Annotated in this window: 14 protein-coding genes; 8 read left to right on the top strand and 6 right to left on the bottom strand. The window is 61.8% G+C overall.

Annotated features, from left to right (window positions below; translation table 11 throughout):
- Nucleotides 1–486: 486 nt before the first annotated feature.
- Nucleotides 487–927, bottom strand: coding sequence for a DUF3828 domain-containing protein (locus AC1DLT_RS16640; protein WP_477487457.1), 441 nt, complete (start codon nt 925–927; stop codon nt 487–489).
- A 178-nt stretch (nt 928–1,105) separates the two neighbouring features.
- Between AC1DLT_RS16640 and AC1DLT_RS16645 the strand changes: the two genes are divergently transcribed.
- Nucleotides 1,106–2,581 (top strand): hypothetical protein, encoded by a 1,476-nt coding sequence (locus tag AC1DLT_RS16645; protein ID WP_477487458.1) that lies wholly within the window; start codon nt 1,106–1,108, stop codon nt 2,579–2,581.
- A gap of 141 nt (nt 2,582–2,722) precedes the next feature.
- Here the strand turns inward: AC1DLT_RS16645 and uvrB are convergent, their stop codons facing one another.
- On the bottom strand, nt 2,723–5,779 hold the full coding sequence (uvrB, locus tag AC1DLT_RS16650) for an excinuclease ABC subunit UvrB (RefSeq protein WP_477487459.1): 3,057 nt from the start codon (nt 5,777–5,779) through the stop codon (nt 2,723–2,725).
- A gap of 94 nt (nt 5,780–5,873) precedes the next feature.
- Nucleotides 5,874–7,868 carry a putative bifunctional diguanylate cyclase/phosphodiesterase gene (locus tag AC1DLT_RS16655; protein ID WP_477487460.1) on the bottom strand — a complete coding sequence of 665 codons (1,995 nt, stop codon included), beginning with the start codon at nt 7,866–7,868 and terminating at the stop codon, nt 5,874–5,876.
- A gap of 330 nt (nt 7,869–8,198) precedes the next feature.
- Between AC1DLT_RS16655 and AC1DLT_RS16660 the strand changes: the two genes are divergently transcribed.
- Nucleotides 8,199–9,671 carry a DUF1800 domain-containing protein gene (locus tag AC1DLT_RS16660; RefSeq protein ID WP_477487461.1) on the top strand — a complete coding sequence of 491 codons (1,473 nt, stop codon included), beginning with the start codon at nt 8,199–8,201 and terminating at the stop codon, nt 9,669–9,671.
- A 3-nt stretch (nt 9,672–9,674) separates the two neighbouring features.
- Complete coding sequence (locus tag AC1DLT_RS16665; RefSeq protein ID WP_477487462.1) at nt 9,675–10,853, top strand: DUF1501 domain-containing protein; 1,179 nt, start codon at nt 9,675–9,677, stop codon at nt 10,851–10,853.
- Nucleotides 10,854–10,868: 15 nt separating this feature from the next.
- Here the strand turns inward: AC1DLT_RS16665 and AC1DLT_RS16670 are convergent, their stop codons facing one another.
- Together AC1DLT_RS16670 and AC1DLT_RS16675 are read right to left on the bottom strand one after the other, a co-directional pair.
- A complete protein-coding gene (locus tag AC1DLT_RS16670) occupies nt 10,869–11,456 on the bottom strand; it encodes a hypothetical protein (protein ID WP_477487463.1) in 588 nt (195 codons plus the stop codon).
- 14 nt (nt 11,457–11,470) lie between these two features.
- On the bottom strand, nt 11,471–11,860 hold the full coding sequence (locus AC1DLT_RS16675) for an acyl-CoA thioesterase (protein ID WP_038542698.1): 390 nt from the start codon (nt 11,858–11,860) through the stop codon (nt 11,471–11,473).
- A gap of 209 nt (nt 11,861–12,069) precedes the next feature.
- On the opposite strand from AC1DLT_RS16675, the gene AC1DLT_RS16680 reads away from it, so the two are divergent.
- The 5 genes from AC1DLT_RS16680 to AC1DLT_RS16700 all read left to right on the top strand — a co-directional run bounded on the left by AC1DLT_RS16680 (nt 12,070) and on the right by AC1DLT_RS16700 (nt 18,286).
- A complete protein-coding gene (locus AC1DLT_RS16680; protein ID WP_477487464.1) occupies nt 12,070–13,908 on the top strand; it encodes a methyl-accepting chemotaxis protein in 1,839 nt (612 codons plus the stop codon).
- A gap of 249 nt (nt 13,909–14,157) precedes the next feature.
- Complete coding sequence (locus tag AC1DLT_RS16685) at nt 14,158–15,612, top strand: extensin-like domain-containing protein (protein WP_477487465.1); 1,455 nt, start codon at nt 14,158–14,160, stop codon at nt 15,610–15,612.
- Nucleotides 15,613–15,621: 9 nt separating this feature from the next.
- Entirely contained in the window at nt 15,622–15,945 is a 324-nt protein-coding gene (locus AC1DLT_RS16690; RefSeq protein ID WP_038542704.1) for an MmcQ/YjbR family DNA-binding protein, read from the top strand.
- A 656-nt stretch (nt 15,946–16,601) separates the two neighbouring features.
- Nucleotides 16,602–17,528, top strand: a complete 927-nt coding sequence (locus AC1DLT_RS16695) for an ABC transporter ATP-binding protein (protein WP_477487466.1) — start codon at nt 16,602–16,604, stop codon at nt 17,526–17,528.
- A complete protein-coding gene (locus tag AC1DLT_RS16700; protein WP_038542707.1) occupies nt 17,525–18,286 on the top strand; it encodes an ABC transporter permease in 762 nt (253 codons plus the stop codon). The genes AC1DLT_RS16695 and AC1DLT_RS16700 overlap by 4 nt, the downstream gene beginning before the upstream one ends.
- 29 nt (nt 18,287–18,315) lie before the next feature.
- On the opposite strand, the gene AC1DLT_RS16705 is transcribed toward AC1DLT_RS16700, so the two are convergent.
- A complete protein-coding gene (locus AC1DLT_RS16705) occupies nt 18,316–19,539 on the bottom strand; it encodes an MFS transporter (protein ID WP_477487467.1) in 1,224 nt (407 codons plus the stop codon).
- Nucleotides 19,540–19,590 lie beyond the last annotated feature (51 nt).

Genomic DNA, 19,590 nt, shown 5'->3' on the forward strand with positions numbered 1-19,590 from the left:
GTCGGTCCGACAGTCGGTCCGACAGCTTCTCATCCGTCCCGCGTCGCCGGAGGGAGACCATTTTCCGCGAACCCGAACGCCAAGGTTTTGCGTCTTGCCCTTGACGTCCGCGCCGGTCCCGCCTCGCCGGCACGCCTGCCGGTGTATCCGCGACGGAACGGAGGGATTTTAGGCATGGGCCGGGAGGGCGGGGATGAGAGAGGATGTGGATGGAGTTAAAGTGCTGAAAAGGTTGGAGGAGATGTTCGGCAGCATCCCCGTATCGGACAAGGCGAAATGCCAGCTCTCCTCCTCATCCCTGTGCTTGTCACAGGGATCCAGCCGCCGTGCGTCTGCACGGCGAGAGGATATTTTTCGGGTCGAGGGCGAGGGAAGTAGAGTCTTACGCGCCGCCGACGCGGCGCTGCTGGATTCCTGTGACAGGCACGGGAATGAGGGAGGAAAGGTACCGCCGAAAGGCCGCGGGGGAGAAGTCCGGGCCGGCCCCTACTGCCCCAAAAGGTCGCGAAGGCTCCAGGGGTCGTCGCCGGACTGGTCGGCGATGTCGTCCACCTTCCAGCCGCCGTTTTCGCGCACCAGCGTGTAGAAGAGCGTCGCCGAGCGCTTGCCGTTGCGGAAGGACACTTCCAGCTCGGCCGTGTTGCCGAGGACGATCGGCGGGGAAAGCTGGACATTGCTGGCGACGCCATCCTGTCCGGCAAGGATCGGATCGAAATCCACCGCCTCGCCATTCGCCGTCAGGCTCTCGTTGAGCGCCTCGGAGAAATAGGCGGAATAGGGCGAGGGCGCGTCGTCCTCGGCCGGGTCGATCGTGTCGGCATAAAGGGATTTGATCAGCGCCTGCGGCGACTTGTAGACCCGCGCCTCGGCGCCGGCCGCAGCCAGCAGGGAAAACAGCAGTCCGAAAACGATGGCCGGCATGCGCATGGATGAGTCGTTCCCCGTTTGGATGTGAGGAGATGTTTAGGGGAGGGAGGGGTGGAAGGATAGTGAGAACGTCCATGAGAGATGGCCTCAGAGCAGGGAAATCGTCGGAGCAGAAAATTTGGAAACAACTCAGAGGAGAATATAGTACGAGCAATCGTCATTTGATTCGGAGGTAGTGATGGCAAAGGGAGAGTTTTTCGTATCTTTTTTTGAAGATATGGAAAGAGGTTTTGGGTTCTCGTTTTCTGATAAAAACGACTTCAATGAGGCAGATTTTGATAACGGTGTACTTATTGAAAGTATAGGAAAAGAGATTGAGAACACGAAAACCGGGGAAACGTCGAAAATGGCGACCCGTTTTGTGGATTTTGCAGATACCATGAAGGGATATATTGAGTTTTTAAGATTTTTTGCGGGGCTTGGGTCACTTGTATCAGAAAATATTGGCAGGGAAGCATTAGGAGATTTTCTCAATAAAAATGGCGCTGTCGTTGAGGAGAGGCCGAATATTAAAATCTACCTTCTTCCAAACAATAAAAAGAATGAGCTACTAAAGATAAGGGATTTGCTGAAGTCCTCAAAGATTGTCGGTAGAGAAATACCGCAGATGCTGCTGATGGGGCTTGTAAGCAGCTATGAACATCAAATGTCTCTGCTTGCGAGGATAATAATCGAGATCAATCCAAAAATCATAGTTTCAAAAGATAAAACTGTATCTATCCTAGATATACTTGAAGCGGACTCTATAGATTCGATTAAGCAGAAATATATTGACAAGGAAGTCGAAAATATATTCAGGGAGGGGGTCGATAAACAGATTGAATGGTTCGAGAATAAGGTGAATATATCTGATATAAAATCCAATCATAAGAATATCGATAAATTTATGGAATTGTTTGAGCGGAGAAATTTATTCGCTCACAATAACGGGATAGTTAACGATATATACTTATCAAAGGTTTCAAAAAAGTACACCTCAGACAACAAGATATCAAAAGGTGACTATTTAAGAGCTGATCCGAGGTATTTCTATGAGTCTCTTGATTTGATTATCGAGTTCGGAGTTAAATTAATCCAAGTGTGTTGGAGAAAGTTGGTTCCGGCCGAATCTGAAATTGCTGATTCACTATTACTAAACCTTTGCTTTGAGCTGATCATGAGCGGGGAGTATCGCTTGGCAAAGTATCTTCTGGAGTTCGCGCGGGGGCTTCGCGGTGACCGATCAGAGATGATGACCAGAATGTTTATCGTAAATCACGCTAATTCCTGCAAGCTTCTTAAGGAAGAAAAAGAGGCTTTAACCATTTTGGATTCCGTAGATTGGTCTGCATCGTCAAACAATTTTCAATGTTGTGTAGCTGCTGTAAGAGGGGATGTGGGGGAGACAGTAAAATATATGCGGAAATTAGGAAAAAATGGGGAAATTTCAACTTTGGAGTACCAAAGTTGGCCCGTATTTTACCATGTCAGAGATGTTGATAGTTTTAAATCTGCTTTCAAGGCGTTGTTTGGTGTGGACTATATACCAACCCCTATCAGAAGGGGTGGGGTCGTAAACGCCCTTGGAGGACTGGCGTTTGGGATTTTGGGGGAGGATACGGGTGTCGCTAGATTACCAAAAGCTAGAAAGATATCTCTACGTAGCGTAAATTAGAATAAACAGGCGTTATGCTATGAGGTGTCACTAAATATAGTGATGACTGTACGGTTTTTGCGCGCTTAAGCTTCTCTTTATATCGGCCCTGCGTATGGGTACTTCGGCTCAACCTCGATCGAGATTTAACTGGGTCAGCGCTCACCGCCCCGGTCGCCCCGTCTTCCCCTTCGTCCGGCTCTTCCGCTTCTGCTCGCCAGCATCCTCATAACTTCCCGCGCCGACCTTGCCGCGCACGAGGGGGCGGGGGTCGTCGGTGGGTCCTCGGGTCAGGCCCGAGGATGACGACGGAGAGGTTGAGGTTGAGGTTGAGGATGACGGTTTCGGCGGCAGCTTGCCGGTGACCGGTTTTTCGGTGCGGCCGACGGTCATTTCGTCGAGGTCGTTCTTGCGGAACAGCGATGGCTTGGCGGGTTCGGCGATGTCGCGGCCCATGTCGTCGAGGCCGGGTTTGGCGAAGAGGGAGGTCGAGGGTGTGGAAGCACCCCCCTCTGTCCTGCCGGTTTGGGTCGAGCCACGGGTCTCGACCCGTCCTTCGGACCCCGCCTCAAGGGGGGAGATCGACTCGCGGCGGGGTTTTGCTCCGCCTTTGCCGTTTCCAGCCTTGCCGTTTGCCTTGCCATTGCCGCCTTCGACGGCGCGGGCTTCGTCGCGGGCGATCGGGTCGTCCATGACGGCGAGTTCGGCGGCCTTGAGGCGTTTGATTTCGTCGCGCAGGCGGGCGGCCTTTTCGAAGTCGAGGTCGGCGGCGGCGTCGCGCATCGATTTTTCGAGCGCGTTGAGATGGGCCTGCAGGTTGTTGCCGACCAGATGGCCGCCATCCGCAAAACCCTTGCCGGAGGTGCCGGAAATGTCGGCGCGGACGTGGTCGCGCTCGTAGACCGAGTCGAGGATGTCGGAAATGCGGGCTTTCACCGATTCCGGCGTGATGCCGTTGGCGGTGTTGTATTCCATCTGCTTTTCGCGGCGGCGGGCGGTTTCATCCATGGCGCGCTGCATCGAGCCGGTGATCTTGTCGGCATAAAGGATGACCTTGCCGTCGACGTTTCTGGCGGCTCGCCCGATGGTCTGGATCAGCGACGTTTCCGAGCGCAAAAAACCTTCCTTGTCGGCGTCGAGGATGGCGACGAAGGCGCATTCGGGAATGTCGAGGCCTTCGCGCAGGAGGTTGATGCCGACCAGCACGTCGAAAGCGCCAAGGCGCAGGTCGCGGATGATCTCGATACGCTCCAGCGTGTCGATGTCCGAGTGCATGTAGCGGACGCGCACACCCTGTTCGTGCAGGTATTCGGTCAAATCTTCGGCCATGCGCTTGGTGAGCACCGTACACAGCGTGCGATAACCCTTGGCGGCGGTCTCGCGGATTTCGCCGAGCACGTCGTCGACCTGGGAGCGGGCGGAACGGACTTCCACCGGCGGGTCGATCAGGCCGGTGGGGCGGATCACCTGTTCGGCGAACACGCCGCCGGACTGTTCCATCTCCCAGTTGCCGGGCGTCGCCGAGACGGCAACGGTGAGCGGGCGCATCGCATCCCATTCCTCGAAACGCAGGGGCCGGTTGTCCATGCAGGAGGGCAGGCGAAAGCCGTATTCGGCGAGCGTCGCTTTTCGGCGGAAGTCGCCCCGGTACATGCCGCCGATCTGGCTGACCGAGACATGGCTTTCGTCGATGAACAGCAGGGCGTTGTCGGGAATGTATTCGAACAGGGTCGGCGGCGGCTCGCCGGGATTGCGGCCGGTGAGGTAACGCGAATAGTTCTCGATGCCGGCGCAGGAGCCGGTCGCCTCCAGCATCTCGATATCGTAGCGGGTGCGCTGCTCCAGCCGCTGCGCTTCGAGCAGGCGGCCGCCCTTTTCGAGCTCGGCGAGCCGGTGCTTCAGCTCCTCCTTGATCGCCTTGATGGCGCCGTTGAGGGTGGGGCGCGGGGTGACGTAATGCGAATTGGCGTAGATCTTGACCGATTTCAGGTCGCCGACCTTGTGGCCGGTCAGCGGATCGAACTCGGTGATCGCGTCGATCTCGTCGCCGAACATCGAGATACGCCAGGCGGCATCTTCCAAGTGGGCCGGGAAGATTTCAATGGTGTCGCCGCGCACGCGAAACGAGCCGCGCACGAAATTGATGTCCTGGCGCTTGTATTGCTGGGCCACCAGGTCGGCCAGTAATTGACGTTGATCCAATCGGTCGCCGACCGACATCTGGAAGGTCATCGCCGTATAGGTCTCGACCGAGCCGATACCGTAGATGCAGGAGACCGAGGCGACGATGATGCAGTCGTCGCGCTCCAGCAGCGAGCGGGTGGCCGAGTGGCGCATCCGGTCGATCTGTTCGTTGATCGAGCTCTCCTTCTCGATGAACGTGTCGGAGCGCGGCACATAGGCTTCCGGCTGGTAATAGTCGTAATAGGAGACGAAATATTCGACCGCGTTGTCGGGGAAGAAGTTCTTGAACTCGGAATAGAGCTGCGCCGCCAGCGTCTTGTTGGGGGCGAGGATCACCGCCGGGCGCTGGGTCGCCTCGATCACCTTGGCCATGGTGAAGGTTTTGCCCGAACCGGTGACGCCGAGCAGGACCTGGGAACGCTCGTTGTCGTTGATGCCCGCCACGAGGTCGCGGATGGCGGTCGGCTGGTCGCCGGCCGGCTCGTAGTCGGACGACATGCGGATGGTGACGCCGCCCTCGGATTTTTCCGGCCGGGCGGGGCGGTGCGGCGTCCACAGCTTGCCGTCCTTGAACAGCGGATTGCCGCTCTCGATCAGCGCCGACAGTGCTTCGACGGTGGCGGTGACCGCGCCGGCGGCGAGGTTCTCGGCGTCCTCCAACGACGTATCCATGCCGGCGACCGGGTTGAGGCCGGCGCGGGCGCGCGTCTTCGGATCCGACGAGGCGCCGATCGACACGCCGCGGGCGGTCTTCGAGGCGGTGGTATTCTTGGCCGTGGTCGGGGCCGACTTGGCGGCCTTGATGGCTTCCTCGCGCGCCGCGATCTCTATTCTCTTGCGATGCTTGCCCGCCTTCGAAGCAATCTCACGCTGCGTCTCGACGCCCGACGCTTCCGCCTCGGCCTCGAGCTGCTTCACCCAGTCGGATACGCTGCCTTGCAGAGGCGCACCCTCGAACGACGATTGCGGGGCTTCCCCGAAACCGTCGTGATTGTCCGGGTTCGAGGCGGGCGATTTTTTCGGTGATCTGGCCATGCCGCGAATATGGAGAGACTCGTCGCGAAAGTGAAGAGGGGCAGGTCACAAAACGAGTACAAAAGGGAAACGGATTTTGGGGGGAGGCGGTGGGCTACGCCACCTGGCGCTCGGTGACGGCGCGGCGGCTTTCGATCCAGCCGGGGATGCGTTCGGCCGGCATCGGGCGGCCGAAGAAATAGCCCTGGGCGAACTGGCAGCCGAGCGCTTTCAGGGCGTTGGCCTCCTCGTCGCTCTCGACGCCTTCGACCACCACTTCCATCGACAGCGCCCGTCCGAGGCCGGCCATGGCGCCGACGATTTCCTGGTTCTGGCGGCTTTGATGCACGTTGGTGATAAAACGGCGGTCGAGCTTCAGCCGGTCGACCTTGAGCGCCACGAGATAGGCGAGCGAGGAATGGCCGGCGCCGAAATCGTCGACGGCGAGCTTGTAGCCGGATCGCTCGATGCGCTTCAGCTGCTCGCCGGCGACCAGCGTGTCGAGGATCGCCTCCTCGGTGATCTCGATCTCGAACAGCGCCGGATCGATGCAATGGGCCGAGGTGATGCAATCGAGCACGTCGGTGACCGAATAGAGGTCGAACTCGCGCGGCGAGACGTTAATGGCAACCGTCGCCCGCGGCAGGCCGAGCGAGGGCAGGCGGGTGAGCAGCCGACAGGCGGCTTCGGCAACCGTCGCGGTCAGCCGGTCGGCAAGGTTGGCTGCCTGTGCGGCGGCGACGATTTCCGGCGGCGCGATCGGCCCGAGATAGGGGTGGTGCCAGCGCACCAGCGCCTCGAAACCGGTGATCTGCTGGGAGGCGAGGTCGACCTGCGGCTGGAACCACGCTTCGAGGTCGCCGGCATCGAGCGCATCGGCGAGTTCGTGCTCGATCTGGTTCTGGCGGTCGGCCTGGGAGCGGAAGGCCGGCTCGAATTCGCGCCACTGGCGGCGCCCGCCGTCCTTGGCCCTGTAGAGGGCCATATCGGCGCTGATGAACAGATCCTCGGCCGTATCCGCATGCAGCGGGAAGAGCGCCAGGCCGATCGAGGTGCCGACCACGGTCGGCTGGCCCTCGAGCATGACCGGCTGCCGGCTGTGCTCGAGGATGCGCTTCGCCAGACCCCGGGCGGTTTCGGCGGCATCCGAGCCGCCGAGGATGATCGCGAACTCGTCGCCGCCGAGCCGGGCGATGACGCCGTTGCCGTCGACCGCCGAACGCAGCCGGTCGCTGACCTCGACGAGCAGCGCGTCGCCGGCGCTGTGGCCGAGCGTGTCGTTGACCGTCTTGAAGCGGTCGAGATCGAGGATGAGGAGGGCGAGTTGTTCCTCCTCCAGCCTTGCGGCGGAAATTCCCGTATCAAGGGCGTTATTGAAGGCGGTACGGTTGGCAAGCCCGGTCAGCGGATCGCAATTGGCGAGCACTTCCAGCCGGTAGTTGGCGCGCAGGATGTTCGAATTGGCACTGGAGAGAGAATCGGCAAGCGCCGTCGCCTTGAGTTTGCCGAGCACGTTGCCGACGAAGGTCGCCTCGCTGGTACGGCTGCTGCGGATCAGCACCATCGTCAGCGCTACGACGTCGATGGTGAGGAGCCAGCCGCTGGCGCTGCCGGTGACGGCAAGCGACACCATCACGGAAATGTTGGGCGGTATGGCGAAGGCGAGCGAAACCGGGTTGTGCCCGACACCCATCAGGACCGCGCCGGTCGCCATGCCACACATGATCAAATAGAGGCCGCTGTCTCCGTCGAGCGCGTTGAAATCGGGCACGGTCAGCGGAAGGGCCGCCCAGGCGAGCCCGCTCAAGAGTGCCCCGACGGTCAGCACGTCCAGCGCCTGTTGCGGGGCATGTTCCACGGTTTCCCAACGCTTCAGGATCGACGCCATGACGACGCGCAGGATGAGGCTGGCGATCACCGCCGTGAACCAGAGGCTGGCCGAAACGGTCAGGCCACGGTCGATTGTGGTGACGAAAAGCGCCGAAGCGGATATCGCGGCATTGGTCGCGAGCGTCGAGATCAGGCGTTCGAGCATGGTCGATGCCTGCGCTCGTTTCACGTCCAGGGCAAGGGCCGGGTCGATCTGACCTGTTCTAAATTCGGCTTCCATCGGTCCGCTTGAGCTGGAGTTCCTATGCCGACACTATCCAACGGCAGCGATAAGAAAGTCTTGCATTCGAGGGATCTTCTTCAACCCAGCCGGGTTATCCTGAATGAAAAGGTAATCGGCCGTTCGTGGCGCCTCAATATTGGGCGGATGCCGTTCGATTGTTCCGATAGCTGGTAGATCGTGCAGTCGATCCGATTTCTCCCGCACTGCTGGAACTTACCCCCGCGGTCACGAATTACAAATTGTCCATGTCACGAAATGGCCGCAATTCCTGTTGGTTTCCACCACATTTGTTCGGGACTCTAAGCGAGTCAAACGAGGAGTAATCCAATGGCTCTTCCCAACCCGACCCTGGCCGCCATCCGATACGGTTATGGCCTTCGTCCCGGCGAAGAGCCGCCCCGCGATGTCGAGGCGCTGCTGGCGCAGATCGAGGAAGGGGCTTCCGAAAAGCCTCGCTTTCCGCGCGAGGGTGTGAGTGGCCGGCTGGACACTGCAACCCGTGTCGTCTCGTTGCTCGCCGCCGAGGCGAAAGCCCGTCAGGCCGGCAATCCGAACGAGGACGTCCGCAAGGCGACCCGGACCGAGGCGCGGCGCATCTATCGGCAGGATGCCATGGCGCGGCTTGCCCAGGCGATCCATTCGCCGCTCGGATTTTATGAGCGCCTCGCGAGTTTCTGGGTCGACCATTTTTCGACCAGCGTGATGAAGTCGCTGCCGATGCGGATGATCGTGCCGCTCTATGAGGCGCAGGCGATTCGCCCCAATATCGGCGGTTCCTTCACGAAATTGCTGTCCGATGCGATTTTGCATCCGGCCATGCTGATCTATCTCGACCAGAACCAGAGTGTCGGGCCCGATTCCGCCGCTGCCCGCAAGAACGGCCGCGGTCTCAACGAAAACCTCGGACGCGAACTGCTGGAGCTGCACACATTGGGCGCCGGCAGCGGCTATACGCAGGACGACGTGCGTGCCGCAGCACTGATCCTCACCGGCCTGTCGGTAGACAACCGCGCCATGCAGGTCGTCTATCAGCCGCGCCTCGCCGAGGCGGGGCCTGTCAACCTGCTCGGCCGGACCTATCAGGACGACGAAGGCGATGGCCAGGACCACGTCCTGATGCTCGAGGACCTCGCCGCCAACCCCACGACCGCGCGGCATGTCTGCGGCAAGCTCGTCCGGCATTTCGTCGCCGACGAGGCGCCCGAAGACATGGTCGGCGTGATGGTCGCGGCATGGACGCAGAGTGAGGGCAATCTGACCGAGGTCTACCGCGCCATGCTCGCTCATCCGCGGGCCTGGTCGGATCCCGGCCAGAAGATCAAGCAGCCGTTCGAGTTCGTGGCGTCGGGTTTCCGCGCTCTCGATTTGCCGGAGAGGAATTTGGCCAACCTGCTGCGCGACATGGACGATGGCGACGAGGACGAGAGCCCGATGCAGAAGGCCATGGACCTGACTGGTATGGCGAAGAGGGAAGATATCAGGAAGAAGGCGGGGCGTGCCAATGCCCTGACGCTCGGAGCGCTGCAGCGCATGGGCCAGCCGATCTGGCAGCCGCCGAGCCCCGCGGGTTTCGCGGACGAAACGAGCGTGTGGCTGACCCCGAGCCAGCTGAGCGAACGGATTTCCTGGTCGCGCATGGTCGGCCGCATCTTTGCACAGAGGCTGGAGCCGTCCGAATTCCTACAGGCCGCACTTGCCGATGCCGCCCATCCGGAGACCCGAAGGGTGATCGCGCAGGCGCCCAACAAGGTGCACGGCATCACGATGGTGCTGGCATCCCCTGAATTCAACAGGAGATAAGAGATGAGCGTCCAGGACAGTTTCCCGTTGTCTCGCCGCGGTTTTCTGGCCGGCGCCTGCTGCGCGGCGGCGGTTCCGCTCCTGACGCCGGTGAGCTTTGCAGCGATGCCCGGCGACAACCGCTTCGTGACGATCATCCTGCGCGGCGCCATGGACGGACTCGACTTCGTCCAGCCTTACGGCGATCCGGCCTATGCGGCGCTGCGCCCGAAACTGGGCTTGAGGCCGGATACCGGGCTCATCGATCTCGACGGGTTCTTCGGGCTCAATCCGGCAGCTTCCGCGCTGGTGCCGCTGTGGCAGGCGCGCGAGCTCTCCTTCGTGCATGCCGTCTCGACGCCCTATCGCGACCAGCGCAGCCATTTCGACGGCCAGGACATGCTGGAGACCGGCGGCAACGCCAAGGGCCAGCGCACCGGCTGGCTGAACCGCACGCTCGCGATCATCCCGCGCTCGAACGGCCGCAAGGCGATCGACATCAATACGTCGATGGAACTGATCCTCAGTGGTCCGAACGAAGCGGATACATGGTCGTCGCAAAGCAATTTCGCGCTTGCCGAGGACGAGATCGCCTTTCTCGACCGCCTCTACGCCAGCGATCCGGCGTTTGCGAAAGCCATGGAGGAGGCGAAGAAGACCGATATGTCGGCGGACTCCCTTTACGCCGACAACAGGCGGGGCGCTGGCATTGCCGACATGGCGCGGCTTGCCGGCGGCATGCTGCGCGAGGACTATCGGATCGCCAGTTTCTCGATCAACGGCTGGGACACCCATGTGGGCCAGCTAGGGCAGTTCAGGAAAGCCGTCGGCGATCTCTCGACCGCGATTATCACGCTGAAGGATACGCTCGGCGAAGAGGCCTGGAAAAAGACCGTCGTGCTGGCAATGACCGAATTCGGCCGCACCGCCCGCGAAAACGGCACCAACGGGACCGACCACGGAACCGGCGGGCTTGCGGTGCTCGCTGGCGGGGCGATCCCGGGCGGCAGGGTCTTGGGCAAATGGCCGGGCCTTTCCGAAGACAAGCTGCTCGACCGCCGCGACCTGATGCCGACCGGCGACGTCCGCGAGGTCGCGGCCGCCATGCTTTACCGGCAGTTCGGGATCGAGCCCGACAATCTCACCGCCAAGGTTTTCCCCGGCCTGAGTTTCGACAGGTCCTCGGCCTATCTGAGGGGGTGATCCGGCCGGTTCCGTCTATGTCAGGAGGTCGTAAACCCGGAATACCCAGTAGAACTGGTAGGCGAGCGCAAAGACGACGAAGGCCGCGTGATAACGCCGGTCGGTGGTGATCGCGGCGATGATGCTGAGCACGATATAGACCGCGGTGCGGGCCGGATATTCGTAGCCGAGCGACAGGAAATAATCCCAACCCTTGAGAGCCGTATCGATGAGATCGGTGACGAGCATTCCCGCCAGGAAACCGAAGAACCAGGTTCGCCGCGACAGGAAATAATGTTCGTAACCGTCATAATCCTGCATCGAAGTCGGAAAGAGCAGGGCGCAGAGGAAGAAGAACAGCGCGCAGAAGGCGATCAGGAAAAGATAAGCCGCAAAACCGATCACCGGCAGGGCGTGTAGCCGGTATTCCCACCACCAGAAATGCGCCAGGAACAGAAACATGAACACCACCCAGCCGAGGTGGACGGGGTAGATGCGCGCCGCGCCGGGATGCTGAACGATGCCAGCGAGGCCGTTCAGCAGCCGCGCCAGGCTGAGGCTCACCACCATGCCCATGACCACGCGGATATGCGTATAGGTTTCGGCGGCGGTGGCGACGTCCATGGCTGTTCCTCGATCTATTGCTCGGCGGGCACCGGCACGGGGCGGCCATCCTCGTCGAGCGCGACCATGATGAAAGTCCCTGCCGTGACCTTCTCGATCATCCGGTGACGCGCCCTCTGCGCCCAGGCTTCGACGGTCAGCGTGATCGACGAACGGCCGACGCGGGTGATTTCCGTATAGATGTTCAGCGTATCGCCGATCTTGACCGGCAGTTCGAAGGCCATTTCCTTGACCGCCGCCGTCACCACGCGGCCGCGGGCGCGTTCGGCGGCGCGGATGCCGCTCGCCAGGTCCATCTGCGCCATCACCCAGCCGCCGAAGATATCGCCGGCCGCGTTGGCATCCGCCGGCATGGCGAGCGTCCGGAGCGTCAGTTCGCCGGTCGGCTTGGGATTTTCGGTCATGTCGTCTCTCTTTCGAAGCGGTTTTCGGGCGACTCCTCCCGCCGCGAGACTAACCGCACATGAAGGAGAAGGAAACTCCGCCAAAAAGCGTTTCAACATCAATTATTTAGGCTGAACTAATTCGCGTTCGCCGCGATTTGTCAAGGCTTCACTACCTGGTAACCATCGACCATTAGAATTTAAGGCGAATTGCACATAAGGGGGGTCCCATGCAACGTCTCGCCATTTCCTGGCGCCTTTATAGTCTTGTGCTCCTGTCGCTCGTCATCCTCGGCGGCGCCATGGTCTTCAGCCTGTTCCAGAGTTACGCTTCGTCGGAACGGGAGCGGAAGGCGGGCCTTGCCCAGATGAACGATGTGGCGCTGACCGTGCTCAAGAAATACCAGGCCCTCGAAGCCTCCGGCGCGATGACCCGCGAGCAGGCCCAGACCGAGGCCAAGGCGGTCATCTCGGTGATGCGCTACGGCGACGGCAGCGGCTATTTCTGGCTCAACGACATGCTGCCGCGGATGATCATGCATCCGATCAAGGCGGAGCTGAACGGCAAGGACCTGTCGAACGACAAGGACCCGAACGGCAAGTTCCTGTTCGTCGAGTTCGTCAATGCCGTCAAGGCAAGCCCGACGGGCAAGGGCTTCGTCGACTACTACTGGCCGAAGCCGGGCGCCGAGCAGCCGGTCGAGAAATATTCGCATGTCGCCGGTTTCGCGCCCTGGGGCTGGATCGTCGGCACCGGCGTCTATGTCGATGACCTGCACGCCATGTTCCGGCGCGATGCGATTAACTTCGCCTCGATGTTCGGCATCGGCGCGCTGGTGCTGATCGCCGGCGCCACCTTCGTGGTCAAGACGGTGACCGGCCCGATCGGCAAGATCAGGCAGGCGCTGCAGTCGATCGCATCGGGCGAGGCGCGCGTCACCGTGCCCTGCACCGAACAGAAGAACGAGATCGGGGAAATGGCCCGCGCGCTGTCCGTGTTGCGCGATTCGGTCGACGAACGGGCCCAGCTGCAGGCGCGCGAGGCCGAACAGGCCCGCATGATCGCCAGCGAGCGCTCCGACAACGAGCGCACGATGACGGCCGCTGCGGAACGCCAGGGGCGCGCGATCAGCGAGCTCGGCCGGGCGCTCGAGGCGCTGGCCGGGGGCGACCTTTCCGTGGCACTTGTCGATATCGGCGAGGACTATGCCAAACTCCGCCACGATTTCAACGCGGCGGTCGGTTCGCTGCACCAGGCGATCGCGGCGATCTCCGAGACCAGCCTTGTGGTGCGCGACAGCGCCTCGGACATTTCCGGGGCGACGGGCCACCTGTCCAAGCGCACCGAACAGCAGGCGGCGGCGCTCGAAGAGACCGCGGCAGCACTTGACGAGATCACCGCAACCGTCCGCACCGCGTCGGAACGGGCCGTCGAGGCCCGCACCATGGTCAGCGAGACCAAGGACAGCGCCGGCCGTTCGGGCGAGATCGTCCGCAATGCGATCGACGCCATGGGCCGGATCGAGGAGAGCTCCAACCGCATCAACCAGATCATCTCGGTGATCGACGAGATCGCCTTCCAGACCAACCTCCTGGCGCTGAATGCCGGCGTCGAGGCGGCACGGGCAGGCGAGGCGGGCCGCGGTTTTGCGGTCGTGGCGCAGGAAGTGCGCGAACTGGCGCAGCGCTCCGCCAATGCCGCCAAGGAGATCAAGACGCTGATCAGCAACTCCGCCCGCGAAGTGGAAGGCGGCGTGGCGCTGGTGCGTTCCACCGGCGATGCGCTGGTCGAGATCGCCACCCTGGTCGAGCGGGTCAACGCCCATGTGGACACGATTGCGACGGCCGCCCGCGAGCAGGCGACCGGGCTCCAGGAGATCAATTCCTCCGTCAACCATATGGACCAGATGACCCAGCAGAACGCGGCGATGGTCGAGGAGACCACCGCGGCAAGCCAGACGCTTGCCGAACAGAGCCTGCACCTGCAGGGCCTCCTTTCGGCCTTCAGGCTCGGCAACGGAGGCCGCGCGGCGACCTCGGGTCAGGCATCCCGCGCTCGCGCCGCCTGATCGACCGATCTATCGATCTACCGCTGAAAAACACAAGGCCGCCGGCGCAACAAGCCGGCGGCCTTTTGCTGTCGGCCGCATCGAAATGGATCGCCAGAATGGAAGCAATGGGACGGCGGGCGTCCCGAAACGACCTTGAATTGCACCGAAAGGTCACGAAAGAGCCTTGATTTCTCAAAGGTTCATTTACCGACTTTGCCTAAACTCTCAGCGTGTGTCATTTCGGCACCGGAAGAGTGGCAAACTTGTATGGCGTATGCTTCCCTTTCTCGGCGGGTGATCGGCTCGCTGATGATCCCGACAATGCTGGCTGCCTGCTCCGCCGGGGATCTCGTTCCGCCGGCGTCGATCGATAACGGCCGCGTCGGGGCGATCCAGCCGATGCGCGACATACCGCGCGAGCCCGCCTCGCAGCAGGCTTATCCGACGAACCCCGCGCCGGTCTCCGGGGCCCGCGCCGTCGATTACGCGAATACGCCGAACCTTGCGGGCGCCGGCTATCAAAATTCAGCCTATCCCAATTCGGGCGCCAATAACGACGGCCACTATCTGCGGGCGCCGGAGCCGGTGCAGTCGGCGCCGCTTGGCGCGCCGATGTCGCAGCAGGCACCCGGCGCGCGCCAGGGCCGCCTGCCGATGATCGACAGCGACGAGGCGATGCAAAACCAGGCCTCGGCCCGACAGCGCAACACGACCCGCAATGCCGGGCCGACGACCATTCCCGAAGACGGCGTCAACATCGATGCGGAGCTCGGTTTCGGACCTGACGAGAGCGACGTCACGGGGCTTGCCGCGGAAGAGGATTCCGATATCGCCGAAGGTGTCGGCGACCAGCCCGTCGTCGACGGCATCGGCACCGACAATCCCCGCGCGCTGCAGTCGCGCCGCCAGCCGATCTCCCAACCCATGAACGACGACCGCGTACTGGTGCCGCCGAAGCGCCAGGGCGCCGGTCTCCAGGGCGATCTTTCGAACGGCAACCCGGCCAATCGCGACATGGCCTGGGGCAATGAGCGGAGCATAGCACCTCCCGGCAGCAGATCGGCGGCCGGCACGCAGCAGGTAGCAATGCTGCGGCCCAACAATCCGATGAGCGACAGCGGGCCGATGAGCCAGCGCGACATGCCCTGGCAGCGTGATGTGATGCCGCAGTCGGAAGTCAGCTGCCGGGCGGAACTGAGGCGCCTCGGCGTCGAATTCGACGATCGACCGCCCATCGACGCAGGCTCGAGCTGCAGGGTGCCTTATCCGGTGAAACTCTCCGGCCTGTCCGGCAATATCGACGTCAAGCCGGCCGTCACGCTGAACTGCCAGACGACGCTCGCCTTTGCCAAATGGGTGAAGAACGAGCTCGCGCCTTCCGCCCGTTACCGCTATCTGACCGGCATCCAGAAGATCGTGCCGATGGGCGGTTATTCCTGCCGGCGGATGAACAACAGCAACCAGCGCAACAATCCGATGTCCGAGCATGCCAAGGGCAACGCCATCGACATCGGCCAGATCGTGCTGAAGGATGGCCACGAGATCGACGTGCGCAAGAAGGGCCTGTTCTCGATGCGCGAGGGCGGTCTCCTGAAGGCGGTGCGCAGCGACAGCTGCAAGTATTTCAGCACCGTGCTCGGCCCCGGCAGCAATGCGGAACACTGGAACCATTTTCACTTCGACCTGCGCTCCCGCAGGGGCGGCAAGCGCTATTGCGACTGAGGTCTGACGATGGCCGATGCCGACATGCTCCGCAACCTGGCCCTCTCGCTCGAAGGAACGTCCGAGGCGCCGCATTTCGACCGGTCGGCGTTCAAGGTCAGGCGCATCTACGCGACGCTTGCGGCCGATGGCCTGACCGCGAATTTCAGGTTCACGCCCGACGAGCAGCAGTTCAAATGCGAGATGCTGCCGAATGCTTTTTCGCCCGTTCAGAACGCCTGGGGCCGTCAAGGCTGGACGACGGCGGTTCTTTCCGAACTCGAAGAGGCGGACCTCCGCGACGCCCTGGAAACGGCATGGCGGCATGCGCTGCCCGGCAGACGCAGGACCTGAGCTTCCGCTTCGGATATGGCGATTGCGGCGAGCCTGTGGACATTAACGCTCCTTAAACCATATGCGGAAACCAAACTGGAACCATAAGCAGCGGCGACGCAAGAGTGGTGGTGCCGCAGTCCGCCCCCCCCAGGCTTTACCCCTACTGCGGCACGAGACCCGACGCGCAGACCATGCCCATCGCGCGTCGGGTCTCACCCGGCCTCCCGAACGGAATTGGCTTGAACCCACAAAAAAGAAAGCCGGCTCAGGGAGCCGGCGAGAGTGGAGGTCGGGCTCGCGGGGAGGAGCCGTGCTTCCGGTTACTGAAGAACTCATACTTGAAAACAGTACGCATGCGGCAAGCGGAAAACGAGAAAGACTAAAACACTATGGTCATGACGGTCGCGCGAGGGGTTACGTGCGGCGTAAAGGGCGGGACCGTTGCTTGCCTGGTGGGACAATGCTGTAGGAACGTCACGGAAAAATGACAGCGGCGGTTTCTTCGGTCGAGACATCGCGGTCGAGACCGGATCGTCATTCCGGAGCGGCTCTGCCCGTCGATTATCCTCCGAAACCGTCAGCAATATTCTTCCACAAGGGATGGTTTCGAAGGTTGGGGTGCCTATATTCGCGGCGCATCCCGCAAATAGAATCCTTGGGAAGAACCGTTCCGCATGGCCTCAGTCGTTTCCATAGATAAACTTACCAAGACCTACGAGAACGGGTTCCAGGCGCTGAAAGGCATCGACCTGGAAATCGAGGAAGGCGAGATTCTCGCGCTGCTCGGCCCGAACGGCGCCGGCAAGACGACGCTGATCTCGATCATCTGCGGCCTCGTCAATCCATCGACCGGCAAGGTGATGGTCGGCGGCCACGATGTCATCCGGGATTTCCGCCAGACGCGGTCGCTGATCGGCCTGGTGCCGCAGGAATTGACGACCGACATGTTCGAAACCGTGTGGAATACGGTCAGCTTTTCCCGCGGCGTCTATGGCAAGAAGCCTGATCCGGCGCTGGTCGAGAGGGTGCTGAAGGAATTGTCGCTCTGGAGCAAGAAGGACAACATGCTGCGCGAACTTTCGGGCGGCATGAAGCGGCGGGTGATGATCGCCAAGGCGCTCGCCCATGAACCGAAAATCCTGTTCCTCGACGAACCGACCGCCGGCGTCGACGTCAACCTGCGCCGCGAGATGTGGCAGCTGGTCGAGAAGCTGCGTGAAAGCGGCGTCACCATCATCCTCACCACCCACTATATCGAGGAGGCGGAAGAGATCGCCGACCGGGTGGGCGTCATCAACGGCGGCAAGCTGCTGCTGATCGAGGAAAAGGCGGCGCTGATGAAGAAGCTCGGCCGCAAGCAACTCCGGCTCGAACTGTCCGAGCCGCTGAAGGTATTGCCGGAAAGCCTCGCTGCCTACAACCTGACGCTTTCCGAAGACGGCACGGCACTGATCCACGAATACCAGGGAGAGGAAGGGCAGGGCACGATCGCATCGCTGCTGTCGACGCTCGCTTCCCAGGACATTCATTTCCGCGATCTTTCCACGCGACAGAGCTCGCTTGAGGATATTTTCGTGGCACTGGTGGGAGAAGACGCATGAATTTCGAAGCGATCAAGTCGATCTATGTCTTCGAGATGGCCCGGCTGCGGCGCACGCTGCTGCAGAGCGTCATTTCGCCGGTCATCACCACCTCGCTCTATTTCATCGTCTTCGGCACCGCGATCGGTTCGCGCATCCAGACGGTCGAGGGCGTTTCCTACGGGTCGTTCATCACGCCCGGCCTGATCATGCTGACGCTGCTGACGCAATGCATCAGCAACGGCTCGATCGGCATCTATTTCCCGAAATTCACCGGCACGATCTACGAAATCCTGTCGGCGCCGGTGGCGATGACCGAGATCATCGTCGGTTATGTCGGTGCTGCGGCGACCAAGGGGCTGATCATCGGCCTGATCATCCTCGCCACCGCCTCGTTCTTCGTCGACATTCACATCGCCCATCCGTTCATGATGGTGCTTTTCCTGGTGCTGACGGCGGTCACCTTCAGCATGTTCGGTTTCATTATCGGCATCTGGGCGAAGAATTTCGAGCAGCTCAACGTCATTCCGATGCTGGTCGTGCCGCCTTTGACATTCCTCGGCGGCAGCTTCTATTCGATCAACATGCTGCCGCCCTTCTGGCAGACGGTCAGCCATTTCAATCCGGTCCTTTATCTCGTCTCCGGCTTCCGCTGGAGTTTCTACGAGATCGCCGACGTCAACCCGATGGTGAGCCTCGGGATGATCACCCTCTTCCTGGTCATCTGCCTGTCGATCCTGGGCTGGATCTTCAAGACGGGTTATCGGCTGCGCAACTGACTGCAGCCGATAACGTTTTGAGGGTACGTTCAGCCTTGGCTGAGCTGGACCTGGCGTCCGCCGCGTGCGACCATCACCGACGCACCGAGAATGGCTGCGATGCCAAGGAAGGTCATGACGCCGAGCGGTCCCTGAGCGTCGATCAGCAGGCCGCCGAGTACGGCGCCGCTGGATATGGCGATCTGGAAGGTCGTCAGCAGCAACGCGCCGGCGCTTTCCGCCTCGTCAGGGGCGGCCCGGGTGATGTAGCTCTGGATGCTGACCGGCAGCGCGCCGAAGGCAAAACCCCAGAGCGTGATGGCGACCGCCGCGGCCGTCGTCGAAGCCCCGAGGGAGACGAGGAGCACGGCGGAAACGGCGATCAGGCCGGAGGCGAAGACGACGCCGAGCGTCGAGCTGCGTTCGGTGATCATGCCGCCAACGATATTGCCGAAGAAGCCGCCGACGCCATAGGCGAGCAGGAGGAGCGAGACCATCTCGACGTTAAGCCGCGGAGCGTCTTCCAGATAGGGGCGGATATAGGTGAAGCCCGCAAAATGGCCGGCGACGATGAGAAGGGTGGCGATCAGGCCGATACGGATCTTCGGCCGCTTGAGGACTTCCGCCAGCGTGCCGAGCCCGGCATGTCCGGCAGGCGGCAGCGAGGGTACGGTGACGAGCTGCGCGACGAGCGCCAGCACGCCGACAGCGCCGGCGAGCACGAAGGCCGCCCGCCAGCCGAGCGTGGAGCCGATATAGGCGCCGAGCGGTGCCGCCATGACAGTCGCCACCGAGACGCCGGTGAAGATCATCGCCATGGCGCGCGGCAGGTGGTTCATGGGCACGAGCCGCATGGCAAGCGCCCCGGCCATGGCCCAGAAGCCGCCAAGCCCGACGCCGAGCAGGACGCGCGACACGAGGAGCAGGGTCAGGCCGTTGGCAAGGGCCGCCAGCGCGCAGGAGAGGATGAGCAGGGCGGTCAGCCCGAACAGCGTCCAGCGCCGGTTGAAGCTGCGGGTGCCGATGACGACGCCGGGGCCGGCAAAAGCTGCGACGACCGCCGTCACCGTCACGGTCTGGCCCGCAACGCCGGAACTGATGCCGAGATCGGCGGAGATCGGGGTGAGCAGGCTCGCCGGCAGGAACTCTGCCGTCACGAGGCCGAAGACGCCGAGGGTGAGCGCGATGACCGCGTCCCACCGGGCCTTGGCCGATGTGTTCGGGGACGACGTGTCGCGCACGACATCGTCCTCTTCGAAAGTGCTGTCAGTCATGGTCATGTCCTGTCTTGGGAGGTGGCACGGAGGACCGGGCCGGGAATGTAG

The sequence above is a fragment of the Neorhizobium sp. 05N33 genome (genome assembly GCF_056397445.1).